Raw genomic sequence first — 17912 nt, 5'->3', positions numbered from 1 at the left:
ACGAGCGCGCGAGCATTTCGCGTCCATGCTGAGGCGATATAGGCCAGGGGACCGGGTATCCGATGAGGATGCGGCGGAGCTCGGCGACCTATTCCGAAGGCATCCCGAATACGATGAGAGGTCGGGCGATGGCATCGACCACTTCGAGGTGCAAAAAGCTGATTTCGGGACGCAGTGCTTCAGGGCCGTGCGACGGGACGGCACCTGGTCCCGCTTCTCCTACAAGACTTGCGTTGCCCCAGCGCGGGCTGGAGCCTGAGCCACCGCGCCAGCCTACCTAGGCGGCTGGCGCATTCGCCAACGCCCTATGCACGTCGGCCAGCATCAGGCCGGTCCCGAGCATCGCTTCGAGATCCTGGTCCCTGAGCCAGACAAGCGCTTGCGCCTGGTCCATGCGCTTGTTCAGCGTCCGGTCCGTGAGCGTACTCGCGACGAAGCGGGATATACCCAGCCCGACGAAGCTGATCATCGTGGGATCCGACGCGCCGACCTCAAGGAAGGCTGGCAGCGGCGGCAGGCTCTTGACGTAGTCCGTGTGACCCGTCGCAACCAGAACATGCTCAAGGATCGCCAAGTAGCATAGCGTCAGGCGGAAATACTTGAACCGGATTTCCTCCTCGATGTCTTTCAGCGTGCCCCTGATCGCCGCGGAAAGAGACTTGTCCTTATCGCGACGCCGGTTTTCCTCGATGATTTCCGGAAGCTGTTCCCCGCGCATCCACTTCACCGCAATCGCCGCCATGCGAAGATGCAATCTAGGCACATCCATGCCCATGAGCTCCTCATGACAGACGCGGAAGACTTCGCTGAGGTGCATCCATGCATCCTCGTCGCGGGGATGGCGAGGTAGCAACTCCTCTAGGCGCCTGAAGCCCCCACCCTTGATCTCGGCCTCGAAGTAGCCGGCCAGCCGCTGCTGCCGGAGGGGGGAAACAGTCGGGGACTTTGCCAGGACCGCCGGCGGGATGGTGATCCGCATCCTCGCCTGTTCCAGGGCTTCGACGAGACGAACCTGATCGGCTCGCCCGACCCCGCACTTGTCCAGTGTCCGGCCCAGCTGACCGGATCCGAGGTCAGACAGCAATCTGCTGAAGGTCGCCTCGACGTCGACGACTCCAGCCGTTTCGCGTTTCGGGGCAGGCTCCAGCGCGCAATTCACGACGTCCTCGAAGCTCCCCGACAACGTGCGCCTTAGGGCGCTTTGCACGTCGACCTCGTTCCCTTCGTCGGCCGGTTTCGTCTCCCAATCGTCGTAGTCGATCAGGAAGACGTTGCCCTGGAATTCGCGCCCCAAGCGACCCGCGCGTCCCGCGAGGTTCCAGAACTCGGCGGTCCCCAACGGGCCTGCCTGTCCCTTCCTCGGCTTGCACACGAAGAGGTTAGCTGCCGGGAAGTTGACGCCCTGAATCAGCGTGCTGGTCGTAACGAGGTAGGTGATGCCGCCGTCGGCGAAGGCCGCCTCGACCCCGCGCCTGACGATTGCCGGGATGCGGCCGTAGTGGAACCCGACACGCTTCTCCAGGCACTTCACGAGATCGTAATGCTCGTGCACCGCGGCCTTGACCAAGGTGATGAGCTCCAGGATCCGAGGGTCCTCCGACGCATCCGCCGCAGAGACCTCCCTTAGCCCGAGTGCAACCTGCTCCGCGTCGCTGGGGCCATTGGCGTAGACGATGGATGGCTTCGATTGCCCGAACCGTTCGGCGACGCGAACCAACCGTTCCCTGATGCTGGGCAACGGGCCGTCGATCTCGACATGCCCGAGCGGAAGCCGCCCCCCGCCCGCCATCCGTTCGACGACGAGTTTTTGGAGGGGAGAGCGTGTCTTCACCACGATGAGGTTCTGGAGCACCGCCGGCGAACGCGTCGACACCGGCTTCATCTCCGAAAGGTCGAATATCCGGCCAAAGATCCCAGGGTCACGGATGTTCGGTCCGGCGAAGATGAATTGCGCCCCAGGACGCTTGGCGATCAGCCGGTCGATCACGTCCTGCAGAAGGACGCCGCGGGAACCGTCCTCGATGGATTGCGCCTCATCGGAGATGACGACGTCCGCATGAAACTCGGGGTGGGCTCCCATGATGGCCTGGAGCCGCTCCTGCGTCAGCACGTAGATCGCCCGTTTCGGAAGCCGGGTCTCCGCCGACAGCGGCACGTTCACGATCTGGAAGTCCTGCAGGTCGTCGGTACGACGCCATTTGGAAACGGCTTCGGTAACCTGGGCGATGAGTGCCCGGCTGGGCACGATGTAGCATGCGACGGAAAGCTTCCCGTCCCGGGCAAGGCTTCGCAGGTACGACTGCAGGACGAAGGACTTGCCGGCGGAGGTGGGTGCCGAAATGGAAACGTTGGCCCCGTCGGAGAGATCGCGCCATAGGTCGCGTTGGAAATCGGTGAGGTCGACCGGGACGTCACCCATGTCGATACGGTTGCCGTCCCGACGGACCTCCTCCGCGAGCGCCGAGAGCAACGGCAACCTGCGGAAGGTCTCGACGTGGGGTGACGACGCGAGGGCGGGAAAGTTGCCCAGTCGGGTCAGGACGATACGCAGGACCCCCGCCAGTCCGGGTAGATCCTCGCGGTCAAGGCCCGCCGCGCAAGCCGCGATGCCGTAGGCCGCCCCTTGGCGCTCTGGAATGCCGGATAGTGCGAGGATCGTCGCGGCCTGCACGCAGCGCAGGAGATCGGCATCCGACACGGCGAGCGTCTGATCGATCCCAAGCTCGCGCTGCAACCATGCCCCGCCCAGTTCCGCCCTGCGGACATGGAACTCGTCAGCGCCCCAGATCCGGTCGCCCAGAGCCTCGATCACGCGGCCCAGCCGATCCTGTCCTGGAACCCGGTTCGGAAGTCATGCACGGACGGCACCGGCAGGAAGAACACGTCGAGCGCGTGATGCTCGATCCCATGCTTCTTGAGATGCCCGTCGAGACGGACCGCACATGCGTCGAGCTCGGTCCGGAGGGCGGCCTCGAAGGCAGCCTCCACTTCATGGGGCTTAAGGGAATTCATGGCCGCGAATCGCTTGAAATCGAACGCGATCAGGATGACCGATCTATCGATGCGCTTGTTGTAATTTTCGTTGAACGGATTGAGGAACGACATGAGCGCTTCCTGGGCGGCCTCGGAAAAAGCCGAGAGGTCGCCATGCTCCTCGATGAGGAACAGCTCATGCCCCATCTTGTCGTGCCGGAGGTTCTCGGCGACGGATCCAGCCGCCTCCGAGATGGCATCCGTGACCGAAGCGTAACACTTGGACTCGCCCCAAAGCAGGGAGAGGCCGCCCGTCGCCGGGTCGAAGCTGACGTGAATGCCGTCTGATCCGTGAATGGGCATCTGTCGGTTGGTCTTGAGGCTCATCTTGGCAACGAGCTGAGGCGCCTTGAGCACGTACTCGATCAGCAGGTAGGTGATGACCTCCCCGAATTCGCCGTTCCGGTTGGTGTTGCGCTGGGCTTTCTTGAAGAGGTCGAACGCCTTGTTGCGCAGGTGCAGGACCTTCTCGATCTGTTTCTCGGCGGGCAGGTCGCGCCACTTTTCCTGGGCGGCGTTGATGGACTTCCGGGACATGCAGAACGACACGAGTTTGGTCGTCAGCAGCTCGATGAACTCCTCGACGGTGGGTTTCCCGCCACGGAACGGAAAATAGTGGCCATGCAATCGCACGTCCGCGCTGCCGCTCTTGGTGGTGTGGGTCAGCGTACGGATCCGGACGCCCAGGTCGTCATGGCTGCTAGTCAGGCCTGCGAGTATTCTCTGAAGCTCGGCAGGATCGAAGGGGGCACCGTCCACGACGACCTCAGCGCTAATGGCATCCAACCGGCACCCAAGGTCCGGAGCTATCAGGACAACGTCGCTATGGAGGGTCCAGGAGCCTAAAGCCCATCTTCGGCGAAGTTCGAATATCCTGACAGTCTAACCACTTATCGGAACTTGCGTTCCGGCTTTGGCGGTTAATCGGGCTGAAGATCCCGTCCTCGCGTACTGCCGTCCCCGGCAAGATATCCAAGGGATCCACACCCCCAAGCTGATTTCCGAGCGCCAAACCCGTTGTTTTCTTCCGGCGGGCTTGATTTTCGCGCGCCGACGTTCCTTATTTCCGTTCCTCATCCGTTCCCGATATCGCGGGTTCGAGAGCATCACTCATCGCCTGGGCCAGGACCGTGTCGACCCATCGCCGCCTCATAGGGATAGCCCTGCCGCCGACCGGCGGACCAGCGCCCATTCCCCGAAATTCCTCCGAGGCCTGACCGGTTTGCGTCCGCTCGCCTCCGTCCGAGGCGAGCGTCATGACCGATACCCCGACCCGACACACGCAGTCCTATCCATCGTTCGCAGACCCGCCGCCGCGTGCGATCAGCACCGACGCCCTTCTCGCCACGGTGATCCGTCGAATTTTCGAGGATGCCGCACGCTGCGAGGATGGCCTCGCCGGCACCCTGAGGGCCGTCCTGGTAACGCTGGATCATCGCATCGCCACGGCGAGCAAGCCCTCTCGCTGACCGCCGCAAGCACCCTCCCCGACGCGAGGAGGCCGGTCCCGCCGAACATGGCGAAACGCCCATCCAGAGGCTTCCGATGAAACTTCGAATAACCAAGAACCGCGCCACCGAACTCTTTTCCGATCCAACCCCCGAGGCCTGACCGGCGCGCTCGATTGAGCCCGGCTGCCTCGTGACGGAGGCAGCCCCATGGCCAAGAAGCAACCATCTCTCAAGACGCTCGCAAAGGGCGAGCAGCCCTCCAGCCTCGACGACTACCTCGCCGAGGTCGCCGACTCCGAACTCGAACCGCATCAGGCCCGTCCCGTTTCCAGCGTCCTGGCGCGGGCGGTCCTGGAAGAGGCGTTCTCGGTCCGGGATTGCGCCCGCATCCAAGGTTTCCTCGCGGTAGGCGTCGTCATCCAGGTCCCCTCGGCCGAATGGGTTGATCCGATCAAGGATGCCCTACGGCGGTTCGGCCCCTTCCCCCACGTCGTGGCTAGGACTGGGGCTTCCCGTCTCCAGGACCGCGCCGAGGTGGGTAACGACGAAGTTGGCCGTTACCTCTCAGCCAACCACAACGTGGTCGGAATCTCCAACCTTCCGGAACGGTATCTCCCAGCTGCCCTAGTGGCGGGGGCCGACATCCGCATCGAGATCACCACGCCCTCGAACAGGGTCATCTCGGATACGATCCGGGAGGTGACGAAGCAGCGCCCGCGCAAGCTTCCGCCCAGGGTCGCCTCGGGCCTCTCCTTCCACGACCTGTGCGCGGCCATCCGCATTCAGTCTACCGCGGCTGGCTGCGTGCGCAGGCTGACTGCCATGACGCGATCTCGGTCGATGGCCGATCCCCATCTCGGCGACGTCCCTCACGTCCGGGATCTCCATGGCTACCAGGGCGCCCAGGAATGGGCGCTGAAGCTCATCGATGACGTGCAGCTATGGCGCGAGGGTCACCTTGCGTGGGACCAGATTGACCGCGCCGTGGTGATCGCGTCCGACCCCGGCCTGGGCAAGACCACCTTCGCCCGCGCGGTAGCCAAGTCGCTGGGCATGCCCCTAGTCCCGACTTCGGTCGCCCACTGGTTCTCATCGACCGGCGGGTACATCAACGAGGTCATCAAGTTCGTCGACACGCTTCTCGCCCAGGCGGTTGCAAACGGACCGGCGGTACTACTCCTAGATGAGCTGGATGGACTCCCCCGGAGATCGGCGCTCGGCAGCCGCAATCGGGACTACTGGACGCCGATCATTGGGCACATCCTGCTGGCGCTGGACTCGGCCGTCTCCGGCGACGCCGGGAAGCTGGTCATCATCGGCGCGACCAACCATGCGAGCTCGCTCGACGAGGCCCTGATCCGCCCAGGCCGGCTCAATCGTGTCATCCATCTGCCGCGTCCTGATGCGAGCGCCGTCGCCGGCATCATGCGGCAGCATCTCGGGAACGACCTGGCGGGGTTCGACCTATCAGGCCTCGCGACCCTGGGCGCAGGTTCCACGGGTGCGGAGATCGCCGGCTGGGTGAAGGCAGCCAGGAGGACCGCTAGGATCGGCGGCCGCCCGATGGTCGCTTCTGACCTAATGGCCGAGATCGCTCCGCCGGACAGGCGCTCCCCGGCTGAGATCCTTTCGACGGCAAGACACGAGGCGAGCCATGCGTGCCTGTCCGTCATCATGGGGGTCTCGGAAGTCTCCCACGTCTCCATCATCCCCACCGGGATGACGGCGGGCAACATGAAGGCCAAGCTGTTGTGCTCGGGTTCGCCCACCCGAGAAGAGCTCAATGCCTACGTCGTGACAATCCTCGCCGGCAGGGCGGCGGATGAACACTGGGGCGCCGTCTCCGCGGGCTCCGGGGGCCATCCCACGTCAGATCTCGGAACCGCCACCCGCATCATCGCGTCCTGCCACGCCGCGCTCGGCCTTGGTGGAAGCCTTGCCATGCGAGCTACCGATGAACAGGCCATCGATCTCGTGCGAACCGATGCGACCTTCAGAGCGGTCGTAGAGCGCGATCTCGCCCGGCTGTATGCCCAGGCTCAATCGCAGGTCGCCGCAAACGCCGACGTGATCGACGCCGTGGCCCACGTTCTTGCCACATCACGGATCATCGACGGCCAGGGACTGCGCCGCATCATCGGTGAATTTCAGCGGAAGCCAACCGTCACCGACGAGCCCCTGCTCATCACAGGAGGCAACCATGCGTGAGGTAACGTCAGCCGAACTCGTTACGGAGGTCCACCAGCGCCTCTCCATGATCCAGCGAGTCATCGCTCCGGAGCACTTCAGGGCGTTGGCCGGGGCCATCATGAAGGAGATTGGGGCGGCTGCCATGGCCGAGGCCGAACGGCGCTCGGGGCTGCTCCACGAGCCCCCTCCGACGAGTCCGAAGCGGTGCAATGTCATCCGCTTTCCGTTCGTGGCGCTCAGCCGAGGGATGGGCTCTCGGGGCACCGAGCTCGAAATGGCAGGCGCCATCACCGAAGCCCCGCCCGAGATTGGCGCTGAGGATGACGGCTCGATCAGCACGGGAGGCAGCCATGAGTAGGGACACTGCCGACGAGCAGATTGGAACGGTCCTCATGGACCTGATGAGGGCAAGGCGTACCCTCGATCCGCAAACTTTCGACGACCTCATCGGCTCGATCCTGACCGAGGTCGACATGGGAATGCAGCTTGCCGACGAAATGGCGCTGGAAGCCAAGTTTCGGCGCCGGACAGAGAGTAACGTGATCTCTTTCCCGTTACCCGACAGTCATTGCCATCGTTGAGGAAATCCGGGTTCTCCACCCTCGTTCGCCTGCCCCCCGCCAACATCTACGGCGGCTTCGATCAAGTGGGCCGGGCGCCATCGCATAAAATAGCTACTCAGCATTAGCCAAACGGATCCGCCGAGGTCCGTTTAGCTAGTCACAGTCCGGTAACGCTGGCCGGAAGTTCCTTTCCAGAGAATTCATCACATCAATCAAATATGCACTGGAGGTTCCGATGATGTCGGACCAAGAGCCCAGTTCCGCTGGGCGAGATAGGCAGATCGAAGATCGTCGTGATGCCAACCCAGACGACTCTGGCTGCCTCGCAAACAGCTTTCTTACTGAGACCCAGGCCTACGCCGCCTTTGGTCATGTCCTTGAGGACAAGGAACTACGGCATGCGCGACAGGAAGGACGCATCGGCTTCCTCCGCCGAAAGCGAACAATTTTTTATCGGCGCGACGAACTCATCAACTTTGTAAATCGGCTCATTCTACAGGATTATGTTCCACCATGCCTAGAACGATTGAACAACAGTTCACCCCAACCAACTGGGAATACAAGGGGCACAAACTCTGCATTCGATCAAGATCGCCATACTACTACCTCGTCAAAGACGATGAGAGAGATGGAAATCTCCGCTGTTACTCGCTTGGCACAACAGATTTTGAAGAAGCCAAGAAAAAGCTGATGATGCTTGTTAAATAAAAAATCTAATAAAATCGAAATCTTCTGATCTGATGGGCAGTTTTTGCATGTATAGAAAGCTTAATTCGCCGGAGCCTAAGTCTCGCGGACTTTTCCAGTATGGTGTATACTGGATCGATCAAGTCCCCAATTCGCCGAATTTCTATTACTTTTGGTATGTCCCAGAGACGGGAAAGAACCGCCGCCTTACGCTGAGCACTGCAGATCTCGATGAGGCAAAGGAGAAGCTTGTCGCCATTGTTAAGGCTAAGGGCCAAGACGCGGCGGGCCTCGCGCAAGACCCTCATATGATGGTCGTTCTAGATTGCTATTTGAAGAACGCCAACCTCAAGACTGATACCTGGGGCGGAGCAACTAAGATTTTGGTCGAAGCAATCCAGGCAATCGACATTACTGTGACTGTTGGGCGCTTCACTAAGCCATTCCAACTCAGAATTCTGGAGCGCTATCAGAAGGAAGGCCGAGCGCCGAACTATATGGCGAATGCAATGAGGTTTGCCTCGGCGGCTATCACCTGGGTAGAGGAATGGGGAGAGACATACGGGCTCTTCATTAATAATCGACACAGGGTAATGTCGAATGTCGAGGCTATTTGTGACAAGCTAGATATGAGTTACCCAAAGCCGCTAAATAAGCATCCGACATTGGAGAATATGGCTCGCTTAATTGAAGCTGCGGCAGATGATGAGCTTCTCAGACGCTGGTTTCTTCTCACGTTGACATGGGCTTCAAGGCCCGGGTGCGCACTGCAAGCACACAGCACGAGCATGATTGAAGGGACACGTCTGTTCAACCTGCTACCTGCCACTATGAACCCAACAAAGAAGGTGCGCCCGATCCTGCCGTTTGCTGATGCGATTTTAGCTGAGGTTCGCGGATGGCCAGAAGACCATTGGGTCAACTCGACGCTTGCAATCATTGATAAAAAGACAAGAACGCTCTGCAAGGCTCTGGGTATCCGCGATTTCATGCCTTCCTGTATTCGCGACTTCATGGGTACCGAGATGCGCAAGGCGCGCAAGCTGTACGGCGTGCCCAAGGCCCATGCTATCGAGCAGATGGTTTGGATGGGCCATGCCGTCTTCACTAAGAACCACATGAGGTATGGCATGTTCGATGAGGAGTACCTCGCTTCCGCCATGGCATCGGTCGAGGGCATTCTCCTGGAGCTCGACGAACTGTCCGGCGGGTCCCTTTTCCGTCAAAATTCCGCCAAGGCCATTGCCGCCGCAAGGCGTGAAGCGCTCAAAGATGGGGTTATAAGTGAAGCATTGCCCCGCGGCCTAACTAGGGATTTGACGGGTTTGGCAGGGAAAACGGTCGAAAACGTGGGCCTGATCGATGGTGTTCAGGGCCGTTTCCGTCAAGTTTCCTACAAGCCCGTTACGCCGTTTTTGCACCTGAGCGAGTACGAGTCTGCCGGGTCCAAATACCTCCTGCCGCACTTGGACGCTTGGTTCGAGATCGCCCGGATTGCCATCCTCGATGCAGAGCTCCTCATAGAGTACGAGGTGGTCCCATCTCGCATTTTTGTGGACATGGATAGCCAAGCGGTGGTGACGACCGATGCTGTTCGGGAGCGGATGATCGCCGACCTCGGCAGAGATCCGGGAGGTTGGGAAAGGCACTCGGCCGTTCAGGCGGCAGCCAACATACTGCAGATGGGCGGACCCATCGAATATCAGGATCCGACACAGCCCCATTACCCGCCGCGTGGGCTTCAGCATGTCGTAGGACGCCACCACGGATGCGAAGGCATCATCGAGAGCGTCCGGGGCGAGTTCCGTGTCGTCCCGATGGCTCCAGGCGCTCCGTTGGCCGTCGGAGAAACCTTCGGATGGCGCTACTACCTGCGGAACCTCCCGACGTGGTTCGAGCACAACCAAATCGAGCCATTCGAAGCCGACGTATCGATAGGCGGGCGCATCGTCCCAGCAAGGCTGTTTGCCGACCTATATACCGAACGCCTTCTCGACACAGACGATATCCGCAAGAGGATGATAAGCTCGCTTGGCTGCGATCCAGGCGGATGGGAAATGCATTCGTCGATGGGAGAGCAGAGCTATTTCGACATAGAGCATTTCATTGCGACTACCCCGCTACGCGAGCAACTTGATGAACCGGAAGATATGGACCCAGAAGGGTGGGTCCCCGTAGAGCTCTGGACGGATGCTGCGTAACGGCTGACTTTCGTCGTTACGGCACCACGATGACGAGATCGGAGGCATTCAAGACGCCCTCAGCGTCTGGCTTGCCCCGATCCTGTCCGCCAATCTATCATAGAATTGGGCGGCCGCGGATTTTGCCATTTCGTGCGAAAGTACGGTCGATGGGTTCGGAAAAGTAGTACCCTTCGTTTTTACGTTTTCGCATCTGTGATACAAGTTCTGGTTCGTCGAGGGCTTCGTTCCCTAGCATCTGAACCATCAGCAAAGTGTCTGGATTAAGCTGGTCTAATATCTTCGATGCGTCTTTAGGGCCGTCTTTGAGGAGGCCATAGATTTCTCTCATTACGGCATTCCAGAAAAAGCGTTGGGTGGCGGCATAGACCCCTTTTGGTCGATCACCTTTTGAACGGACTGGCTTCAAAAAGGAGATGGAAGCTTTCAGCGAGCGAGCTTCGACAGTCTCGGTGCGAAGCCGTGCATTCTCGTTCTTCAAAGCAATAAGCTCGGCCTCAATATCAGCGGTCAAAATCTTTGTGGCTTCCGGGAGGCCAACATTCGATGGGCTTGCAGCCTCCGCTTTTTTAGTTGCCATAGATGGAGCCCTCAATGAAGCCACCGCATTTGCTAATGCGGTGGCTTCAGCATCTGACAACATAAGAGAGGCGAGTGCCGCACTGTATCGTCGCTCTTCACGCCACTGCTTGAAGATTGGCGAAATGTCCTCCAGAGAACCCTTTGTGCTAAGCCGGTCTCTTATCTCACGGTTTTTGGGAACTTTGCCTTCAGCGACCATGCGGTCAGCCACTTGGTAGATCTCTGCTTTCGCAACCATGGAACACCCCCTTTTTTGTAAGGATGCACCATGAAGGTAACTGCTACCTTTCGAGCAGCCGTAACGGCCGGCACCTGCCGTTACGGTTCACGATGATGGGTAGGCCCTCCGACCTAGTGGCGAACATTGGCCTATTTGGCCTGGCCGGCTTTCGTGGGAGACTTCCGGCTGCGTGGCGTCAAAGCCTGCGCCTCTGTAATGGGGCTACCGTCGAGGGGAGGAAGCCTGACCCTTGCGACGGCCTTTATCGCTGCCGGCATCTCGGGACGCTAGCTGTAGCGGCCCAGGGTCAACCCCGATCGCTTGTGCCCGACGATGGCTGCCAGCAGGTTGCCGTCGATGTCCGCGCGCTCCCCCTTGGTGATGAACCAGCGCCGGAAGCTATGGAAGTTGACCAGCGACCGGCGCTTGCCTTCGACCACCTCGTCGACCCCGAGATCCCTCCGGTACTTAGTAAAACGCTTCGAGAAGTAAGCGCTCCGCTCACGCATCGAGTCCGTAGCCGCGGGGCCGGGCCATTCCGGAAAAAGGTCGTCCTCGGGTGACTTCCCCTTCACGCGCGCGGCGACGAGGTGACGTAGGTCGGGATGGATCGGTACGTCGCGTGCCGAGACCTCTTTCTTCTGCGGCTTGAAAGTGAACCAGCCGTCGGCGCACTCCCCCACCCGCAGGTCGATGACGGCGTCCAGCCGCGCACCCGTTAGCGCCGCGATGAGCATGACGTCCATCATACCCGGATCAGCCTTGCCCATCAGGAGGGTCTGAACCTCGACGTCCTTGAACGACCTCTCCTCCTCGCTGCGGTTTGCCGTCGGCTTCTCCAGGTTCAGGCCTTCGAAGGGGTTCCGGTCGATGGGCGTTCGCCGGACGAGATAGGTCCAGTACCGGTTCAGCCGGCCGAGGTACTTCGCCGAGGTGGCCCAGCTCAAGCCGGTGAAGTCCTGAAGCTCGTCCATGAAGCGAACGGCGACCTTGATGTCGATCCGCTCCAGATAGGGCTGGATCTCACGCGCGGCGCACCAGTCGAGCAGGATCTTGAGCGACCTCGGATCGTCGGTCAGGGACCGCGCCTTGATCTTCAATGTCTTCATGTAGGCGTCGTGGTGAAGAGCGATGGGCGTCGCCGTCCCACGTGCAACCGCGGAGAAGGTCTCGGCCGCCTTCAGGGACTCGTTCGTGAACACCTCAACCTCGTAGGCCTCCCCGTCCTCGTCGACATCCGTGATCCAGCGAGACCCCTTCTGCTTGATCTCGGCCACCCGCTCGCGGAGCTGCTGGGCATAGTGGTCGTGAGCATCGCCGCCCGGCAGGCCGGCATCGCCCAGCACCTTCGCCCACGAGACGGCTTCCTGAAGCTCGGACCTCTTCCGTCCGCCGATGGTCTCCCAGGCCTTCTCGATGCGCGACTTGAACAGCTTGACGACGGGGACCTTGAGGACGTTCGCCGAGATGAGCGACTTGGTCCCGAGGGAGTGCTTCAGGCGATTGCCGAGTATGCCGCGCAGTGGCGCGGGGACGCCCATCGTCACGCGGTAGTGGCCGTCGTGCATCTCCAGGTAGGCGTTCTTGGGATGGGGCTTGCGAGGCACGAGGGAGACCCCTGGCGGGGGCCATATGTCCCCGATTTGTCCCTGGTCATGTCCCGGAAACCTCAGCACACGCAAACACTTATATGGTTAACAATGGGTTAGCGTTCCTACAGGGAAACTCCCTCCGTCTCCGCCACTTTAGTTGCAACCGCTTTATGCAACTCACAAATTTTCCGGGCACCACCGCCGACCCCTCTCTCTGGTACAGAATCCTGGTACAGAGGGACGTCCTGCGTGCGCTCAATGCCGCGACTCGTCAGACGCGAAGGCATCTTCTATTTTCGCATGGCAGTGCCAAAAGCGCTCGTCTCAGCCATACGTCGCACCGAGGTGAAAACAACGCTGCGAACGAGCGACCTCTTGATGGCTCGGACGCGGGCGCGACGTCTGAGCGAGGCATGCGAGATGCTGTTCGAGGAGTTGGGCCGGATGCCCGAGCTGACATTCAGTGAGATTGATGACCGTCTCCGGTCCTACATGCAGGAAAGCCTCGACAAAGGACTGGAATTTGCGCGCCTCCTGCCGGGCGACACGATGATCGACACGAAGACGGAGGTGATTGGCCTCCGCGAGGACATTGTGCGGCTCCGCCACCAGCTTGCTACACAATCGTTTGGGCCAGATATCGTCAGCGCCGCACGCAATCTCCTCGCCCAATCGCCTTTAGACATGGAGTCGCAACCGCTAGAGGCCGTTCAGCACGCATGTGAAGGCGTTGCAAGAGCTAGGGTTGAGAACGCCCGCATCCTCGCGGCGCGGTTGGAGGGAAGGTACGATGAGGCTTCTCTCCGCGATCCGCTGTTCGAAGGCCTGAAGACCAACACCCTCCCGCCTTTACCCGGTGAAGAGCCAGCTACTGCGCCTTCGGTCCTAACGTTCGAAATGCTAGGCGACCGCTATCTTGCCTACGCTGGGAAGGCAGGAAACCAGCAGAAGACGCTCGGCGACCTCTCGCGTTCACTCCGCCTTGCCTATGCAGTGATCGGGGCGGACAAGCCAGCTACGAGCATCACGACAGCCGACGTAGCTCTTCTCGCACAGGTAATCGGCACTGTCCCCCCAAACTACGCCAAGCTGAAGAGCAAGACTTCGCTTGTGGAGGCCGCAGCTGCAAACATCAGCGGTCAGAGGCTTGAACCTGCGACTCAGGAAAAGCTCTTCCGCTTTGCTAAAGCCGCACTAAAATGGGCTGAGGCGATGGAGCTGATACCGAAACAGCCAGGAGCTAATGTGAAGCTGCCGGCTGTCAAGAAGGGCAGCAAAAAGGACTCGCGTTTCCCTTACTCTGCGGAGCAACTGAACACGATTTTCACGTCACCAGCTTTGACTGGTCATCGTACACCTAGTCGTCGGATGGAGCCGGGCGACATGCTAATCCGCGACGGCAAGTTCTGGATTCCTTGGATCGGCCTATATTCGGGTATGAGACTTGGCGAGATTGTGCAGCTGCTCAAATCTGACGTGAAGCATGAGAGTGAGATTTGGTACTTTGACGTTTCGAAGGGCGAAAACGAGAATAAGCATATCAAGACTGCTGCGGGCGTCCGCAGGGTGCCAATTCATAGAGCCTTGATTGAAGCAGGATTTTTAGATCATGTCGCCAAAGCAAAGAAGGGCGAGCGCATCTTCGAGGACGTGAGCTTCGGGCTTGACGGCTATCCCTCCGCAAATTTTACGAAACATTGGGGTCGTTACGGCCGCGCGATCAGCTTCTGGACTAAGAAAACAACCTTTCACAGCTTCCGGCATAATATGATCCAGGCGATGAAAGAGGCTGGGGTGCCTAAAGAGGTCCGCCTAGAGATTGCGGGACACGAGGGCGAAGACACGCACGACAACTACGGTCAGGGCCTCTCATTGACCAAGCTGAGGGAGGCGATCGAGAGGGTCGAGTACCCCGTACCAGCAATCAGATCAGCCGCGACCGTTTAGCGAGAGGGCGGTCGCGCGCTGAAGTGTTAACGAGGTTGGTGCTAGATCGGGAAGACGTCGAGATTATGCCCCGTGCCGATGAATTTTTGGAAGGCCTCTAACAAGGGGAAAACATCCTCGGAGGCGCCTGCGCAGGGCACCGAGGAAAGCGGCTCGACTCCTACTGTCATCCTGCTTGTCGACAAAATAGTCATTACGGCGAAGCTGCCTCACAGCTGCTGGAACAAGACCCACTCTGCGTTCGCCGAGTTGCAAGAAGCCAATGTGCTCAAGGACGCCCACCCATCAGCCGCATATGCGATTGTGAAGTTAATTGCACTTGGGGAGGAAACAGCTCACATCTCTTTCGACCCAAAGAAGAGCTACTTCCCGGATCTGAGGCTTGAGTTCAATCCCGTGAGGGCGGGACCATTCGGGATGGGAGCACTGCGCGAGGTATTGCACCACCTACTGCCCATTGGGGGCTGGGACTTCCTATACGAGAAGGGCAAAATATCTCGGCTAGACATAGCTGTCGATGTCCAAGGGATTCGGATGCACCATTTCCATCTGCTTCCTCAGCAGGTGCTGGTTACGAAAACCTATGAAAAACAAGCGAAGCTGAAAACGATCTACGTTGGAAAGCCGACCGGTAATCAGCTCGCGGTTTATTCGAAAAGTGCAGAGATGGCGGCAAGTGGTAAGCCCCTCCCCGTACCAACTGTTCGAATTGAGAAGCGCTTAAAAAAACTCGGCAAATCCTTATCACAGCTCGGCAAGCTAGATAATCCGTTCCTCGGGTTCAATATCGTGTCGACGCCGCCCGGCCCTCCTGCGGGGGAGGAAACGCCGAAGAACAAATACATATGGACTTTGTTTTTAGATAGCGTTGCAAGGCGGACGCTCGGCCCAGCCCTCAAGTTGCTACCCCAGGCAAAAATGACCGTCTATCGGAAGCACTTCAAAGGATACGAGCAGCCTTGGTGGGACGTAAAGAAGGTGTGGGCGCAATGGCCTGAGACCTTAAAAAACATGAGGTTGGTCCCGCTCAAGGACTGGCCAGACTGAAAATATATGTCCCCAGAAACCCGGCTTCATCGTGGGGACAAAAATTATGTACCTCATGAGTTGAGGGACAGGTTGAGGCACATTGCCGGGTGTTTAGCTCACGTAGTGCCAAGCAAGTGTTTAGCAGAGGATTGAGGGTGGAAAAAGGAACTGCTTTCCGATCAGAGACACTGAAGCTTTTCTTCATTTTTTGCGACTTCGTTATGGCTGTTCGGCGAAGATAATTGACGGAGACTTCGCATTAAATTGGCCGTGGTCGCCAGCCCTCTTTATCAGTACCGCAATTAAGCTAAAGTCATAGAGGGTCAGACGTTTTCGACCTCCCTTGGTTTCAAGGAGAGGTACATGTTCGGCCCTGACGTACTCGCAGACTTCCGTGATCAGCTTGGAAAGCAGATCGCATCACGCCCTCAACTCCCTGCCTTTGATCCTCTGCCAGTCTCCCCATGGATCGCAATGAGCCTTCTCCAGAAGGCCATTCGCCGTGGCCTCCCACGCCTTGCCCTGCAGGCTGCAGCGAGGCTGCTGACGGACTCACCTGAGCGGCTCTGGCGGCGCTGCGGAGGCATCGCATTCGAGGATGTGGGAGCCGCAGATCCCGAGACTGTCGGTCTTGTGACTGCCGCACTCGGCGGTAAACGAATACGCGTAACCCTCGGTGGGGAGTGGCAGGTTGCCAGCTTCATCGTCGAAGCGATGGCTGAGGCACCTAAGTGTCGCGGGGCCGACGATCTGCTCATGAGCGTGGAACTCCATCCCGATCTCACACAAGCCCGTCAGACCCAAGCCGAACTGTCGGTCCATCAGCTGCGACGGATCGTGCTGAGCCAAGCCACCCTGCAGGAGCGGGCACTTGCTCTGTGGTACGTGCTTGGGACGGATCGTAGGCCTTCTCGCCACCTCCGGGCGTATCGAGGCGAGCCGACCATCGTGTTCGATCTCCTCGACGAGCTTGGGACGCCGCCAACGATGGTCGAAATTGCGCGAGAGGGCTTCCGGCGCACCCGAGAGGTTTTGTGTCCCTTCGTCGGAATGCTTATGGCCGACAGGAAGCCAAAGGGGAGCAGCGTCGAGGATGACGATCTGCCCGAGCAAGCGATGATCGGTCCCGTACCCGGTTGGGCGTTGGACATCTATACCCGCGAAGGCCGAGCTGCCTTGAATCAGTTCGGGGCAGGCGAGACAAACACGGCGAAGTGGGTCCGGGACCGCATTCCACCAGCTAAGCGGCTCGACATGCTCGGTGGCATTCTCTTCCGGGTCGAAGGTGGGCTCGTTGCTCGCCGCCTGCGCTGGCCTATCGCCCTCGAGCTTCGGCGCCTTCTCGACATCGAGTGCCAGGGTCTAAGCCCTTCAGAGGCGGTCGAGGTGCTGACGCTGATAAGGAGCGACGTCCCCAGCCTCAACGAGATCCGCGCTGCCGTAATGGGGAGCGTCCGCCATGCTCTCTGACGCGCTCACTCGTCATAATCATCACTTATCGGGCCCCAACAGGAGCGATCGTATACAGCTTGACCTAAGTGCAATTAATGTCACTTGGGCTGATCGATGCCCTGTGGTGGCTGTCAGAGAGGAACAGGACACCCTCTTGGCACGGGTAGCGGAACTTGCCGCAAACAGCATTTCTGAGAGTACCCGCCGTGCCTACCAGTCCGATCTCATTCACTTTGAAGCGTGGGGCGGTCGGCTGCCCGCCTCCCCGGAGCACGTAGCGTCCTACCTCGCTGCCTACGCTGACGACCTAAGCGTGGCGACTCTCGTCCGCCGCATCGCCACCCTCTCGAAGGTTCATGAGATGGCCGGGCATCCTAACCCGTGCCGTTCTGAAATTGTGCGAGCGACCCTGCGGGGAATTAAACGCACTCGCGGAACTGCGCAGCGGCAAGCCAAGCCGCTTCTTAAGGAGGACCTCGTCCTCGTGCTTAACAGCCTCAACGAGACGGTACGAGATACACGCGATCGCGCGTTGCTGCTGCTGGGTTTTTTGGGAGGATTTCGCCGTTCAGAGTTGGTAGGCCTCGACCACGACGACATCGTGCAAGTTCGTCAGGGGCTCATTGCGACGCTGCGCTTCTCGAAAACCGATCAGGAAGGCAAGGGCCGCGAAATTGGCATTCCTTACGGCCGAACACGGAATTGTCCCGTAGCCGCTCTACAGGCCTGGCTCTCGCACTCGGACATACATAGTGGGCCAATCTTCCGACCCGTCGATCGACATGGCCACGTCAAGGAGGAACGTCTCTCCGGCGAGGCTGTCTCGCTCGTGATCCGATGTCCGACGTCAGCACCTGTGGGACAGAATGAGGGTCTTCACGAACGGAGGATGGCTGGTTCATCGTAGCCCCTGAGGAGCGAAGATGAAGCAGACATCCGGACCGGCCAAGAAGCCGGCAGAAGCG

Annotated in this window: 13 protein-coding genes; 9 read left to right on the top strand and 4 right to left on the bottom strand. The window is 59.6% G+C overall.

Features of this window, described 5'->3' with window-relative positions:
- Positions 1-277 precede the first annotated feature (277 nt).
- The gene (locus FV218_RS11935; protein WP_147709868.1) at positions 278-2812 is read right to left on the bottom strand and encodes a DEAD/DEAH box helicase; all 2535 of its coding nucleotides are present in this window, start codon (positions 2810-2812) and stop codon (positions 278-280) included.
- Positions 2809-3792 carry a DUF1837 domain-containing protein gene (locus FV218_RS11930; RefSeq protein WP_147709867.1) on the bottom strand — a complete coding sequence of 328 codons (984 nt, stop codon included), beginning with the start codon at positions 3790-3792 and terminating at the stop codon, positions 2809-2811. The genes FV218_RS11935 and FV218_RS11930 overlap by 4 nt, the downstream gene beginning before the upstream one ends.
- Before the next feature lie 497 nt (positions 3793-4289).
- Between FV218_RS11930 and FV218_RS11925 the strand changes: the two genes are divergently transcribed.
- The 5 genes from FV218_RS11925 (at position 4290) to FV218_RS11905 (ending at position 10125) form a co-directional block, all read left to right on the top strand.
- Positions 4290-4502, top strand: coding sequence for a hypothetical protein (locus tag FV218_RS11925; RefSeq protein ID WP_147709866.1), 213 nt, complete (start codon positions 4290-4292; stop codon positions 4500-4502).
- A gap of 189 nt (positions 4503-4691) precedes the next feature.
- The gene (locus FV218_RS11920; RefSeq protein ID WP_147709865.1) at positions 4692-6692 is read left to right on the top strand and encodes an AAA family ATPase; all 2001 of its coding nucleotides are present in this window, start codon (positions 4692-4694) and stop codon (positions 6690-6692) included.
- Complete coding sequence (locus FV218_RS11915; RefSeq protein WP_147709864.1) at positions 6685-7032, top strand: hypothetical protein; 348 nt, start codon at positions 6685-6687, stop codon at positions 7030-7032. The genes FV218_RS11920 and FV218_RS11915 overlap by 8 nt, the downstream gene beginning before the upstream one ends.
- Positions 7025-7255: a hypothetical protein gene (locus tag FV218_RS11910; protein WP_147709863.1), complete on the top strand. Its 231-nt coding sequence runs from the start codon at positions 7025-7027 to the stop codon at positions 7253-7255. Before FV218_RS11915 ends, FV218_RS11910 begins: the two co-directional genes overlap by 8 nt.
- 737 nt (positions 7256-7992) lie before the next feature.
- Positions 7993-10125, top strand: coding sequence for a hypothetical protein (locus tag FV218_RS11905; protein WP_147709862.1), 2133 nt, complete (start codon positions 7993-7995; stop codon positions 10123-10125).
- A 97-nt stretch (positions 10126-10222) separates the two neighbouring features.
- On the opposite strand, the gene FV218_RS11900 is transcribed toward FV218_RS11905, so the two are convergent.
- On the bottom strand, positions 10223-10945 hold the full coding sequence (locus FV218_RS11900) for a DNA-binding protein (RefSeq protein ID WP_147709861.1): 723 nt from the start codon (positions 10943-10945) through the stop codon (positions 10223-10225).
- Positions 10946-11214: 269 nt separating this feature from the next.
- Positions 11215-12534, bottom strand: a complete 1320-nt coding sequence (locus FV218_RS11895; RefSeq protein ID WP_246685085.1) for an integrase — start codon at positions 12532-12534, stop codon at positions 11215-11217.
- A gap of 243 nt (positions 12535-12777) precedes the next feature.
- Between FV218_RS11895 and FV218_RS11890 the strand changes: the two genes are divergently transcribed.
- The 4 genes from FV218_RS11890 (at position 12778) to FV218_RS11875 (ending at position 17854) form a co-directional block, all read left to right on the top strand.
- A complete protein-coding gene (locus FV218_RS11890) occupies positions 12778-14466 on the top strand; it encodes a site-specific integrase (RefSeq protein ID WP_147709860.1) in 1689 nt (562 codons plus the stop codon).
- Between the two features lie 72 nt (positions 14467-14538).
- A complete protein-coding gene (locus FV218_RS11885; protein ID WP_147709859.1) occupies positions 14539-15513 on the top strand; it encodes a hypothetical protein in 975 nt (324 codons plus the stop codon).
- Between the two features lie 345 nt (positions 15514-15858).
- Entirely contained in the window at positions 15859-16965 is a 1107-nt protein-coding gene (locus tag FV218_RS11880) for a hypothetical protein (protein ID WP_147709858.1), read from the top strand.
- Entirely contained in the window at positions 16955-17854 is a 900-nt protein-coding gene (locus tag FV218_RS11875) for a site-specific integrase (protein WP_147709857.1), read from the top strand. Before FV218_RS11880 ends, FV218_RS11875 begins: the two co-directional genes overlap by 11 nt.
- Positions 17855-17912: the final 58 nt, after the last annotated feature.

The sequence above is a fragment of the Methylobacterium sp. WL69 genome, from assembly GCF_008039485.1.
Lineage (GTDB): Bacteria > Pseudomonadota > Alphaproteobacteria > Rhizobiales > Beijerinckiaceae > Methylobacterium.
The sequence above is the reverse complement of the archived record's forward strand: the minus strand, read 5'-3'. Positions and strand labels throughout refer to the sequence as shown.

Excerpts from the sequence above, each read along its gene's own strand:
- FV218_RS11925 (WP_147709866.1), top strand. The coding sequence starts at position 4,290 with ATGACCGATACCCCGACCCGACACACGCAGTCCTATCCATCGTTCGCA.
- FV218_RS11920 (WP_147709865.1), top strand. The coding sequence starts at position 4,692 with ATGGCCAAGAAGCAACCATCTCTCAAGACGCTCGCAAAGGGCGAGCAG.
- FV218_RS11915 (WP_147709864.1), top strand. The coding sequence starts at position 6,685 with ATGCGTGAGGTAACGTCAGCCGAACTCGTTACGGAGGTCCACCAGCGC.
- FV218_RS11910 (WP_147709863.1), top strand. The coding sequence starts at position 7,025 with ATGAGTAGGGACACTGCCGACGAGCAGATTGGAACGGTCCTCATGGAC.
- FV218_RS11905 (WP_147709862.1), top strand. The coding sequence starts at position 7,993 with ATGTATAGAAAGCTTAATTCGCCGGAGCCTAAGTCTCGCGGACTTTTC.
- FV218_RS11900 (WP_147709861.1), bottom strand. The coding sequence starts at position 10,945 with ATGGTTGCGAAAGCAGAGATCTACCAAGTGGCTGACCGCATGGTCGCT.
- FV218_RS11890 (WP_147709860.1), top strand. The coding sequence starts at position 12,778 with ATGCCGCGACTCGTCAGACGCGAAGGCATCTTCTATTTTCGCATGGCA.
- FV218_RS11880 (WP_147709858.1), top strand. The coding sequence starts at position 15,859 with ATGTTCGGCCCTGACGTACTCGCAGACTTCCGTGATCAGCTTGGAAAG.
- FV218_RS11875 (WP_147709857.1), top strand. The coding sequence starts at position 16,955 with ATGCTCTCTGACGCGCTCACTCGTCATAATCATCACTTATCGGGCCCC.